Genomic DNA, 1,000 nt, shown 5'->3' with positions numbered 1-1,000 from the left:
CTTTCCTAATTCTTACTTGTGATTGTTAAAAAACGAACCGTCACCTCCTATTATACAAAAAAGACAGGCATTTGCCTATCTCTAATATCTGCTTTATGACTGCATTTAGTCCTTCTTATTTCTTAAAATTATCATTGTAGTGCTTATTAATAATAGCTGAACGCTTGTTCTCTATTGAACTACTTGAAAATGGAGCTAAACCAAAGGCTAGTACAATAATTCCCAATAGAATAAGACTAAAAAATGGGTGCTCAGCAATATAGTGTAAGATGTCTGATATGGGAATCCACCTTTAAAAACATAATTATTTATAACTATATTATCAGAAACATTATGTTTTATCAAGCAAAAAAAGAGAGCCATTCGCTCTCCCTTTTAACCTTAATGGAATTGCATACCACCATCAACGATGATTGTTTGACCTGTGATGTAGTTTGAGTCAGGTCCAGCTAGGAAGCTAACTGCTGCTGCAACATCTTCAGGTTCTGACAAACGTTTGAGGGTAATATCTTTAGCAAAAGTTTGCATACCCCACTCATCATCTTTACCAGCATTTTACCAACTTCGTGGGCAATGTCAAACATCATTGGAGTCTTAACGATACCTGGTGCATAAGCATTTACAGTTATACCTGAATCAGCTAAGTCACGCGCCAAAGTTTGAGTAATACCACGAACTACGAATTTAGTTCCACCATATACAGTTAAGTTAGAGTTCCCTACGACACCTGCTTGTAAAGTTGCATTGATAATTTTACCACCATGACCAAGTGATTTAAATTGTGCTTGGGCAGCTTGTGCACCTCAGATAACTCCACCAATATTAATGTTAAATGTACGTTGAAACTGTTCTTCAGTAATAGTGTCAAGGGATTTTGTTGGTGCCACACCAGCATTATTAACAACAACATTCAAGTCGCCTAAGTGATCAACTACTTTTTGGAAAGCTGCTGCTACCTCAGCTTGTTTAGACCCATCTGCTACAACGGAAACTGCCTTGT

General features: G+C 37.1%; 1 protein-coding gene and 1 pseudogene. Both read right to left on the bottom strand.

Features of this window, described 5'->3' with window-relative positions:
• Positions 1-381: 381 nt before the first annotated feature.
• Positions 382-528 (bottom strand): SDR family oxidoreductase, encoded by a 147-nt coding sequence (locus CGS49_RS14590; protein WP_006596240.1) that lies wholly within the window; start codon positions 526-528, stop codon positions 382-384.
• Positions 529-626: 98 nt separating this feature from the next.
• Positions 627-1,000: pseudogene (locus CGS49_RS14585) on the bottom strand (SDR family NAD(P)-dependent oxidoreductase); the annotation flags it as partial.

Origin of the sequence: Faecalibacterium langellae, assembly GCF_002549775.1 — a bacterium.
In the GTDB taxonomy this organism is placed as follows: Bacteria; Bacillota; Clostridia; order Oscillospirales; family Ruminococcaceae; genus Faecalibacterium; species Faecalibacterium langellae.
The sequence above is the reverse complement of the archived record's forward strand: the minus strand, read 5'-3'. Positions and strand labels throughout refer to the sequence as shown.

Excerpts from the sequence above, each read along its gene's own strand:
- CGS49_RS14590 (WP_006596240.1), bottom strand. The coding sequence starts at position 528 with ATGCAAACTTTTGCTAAAGATATTACCCTCAAACGTTTGTCAGAACCT.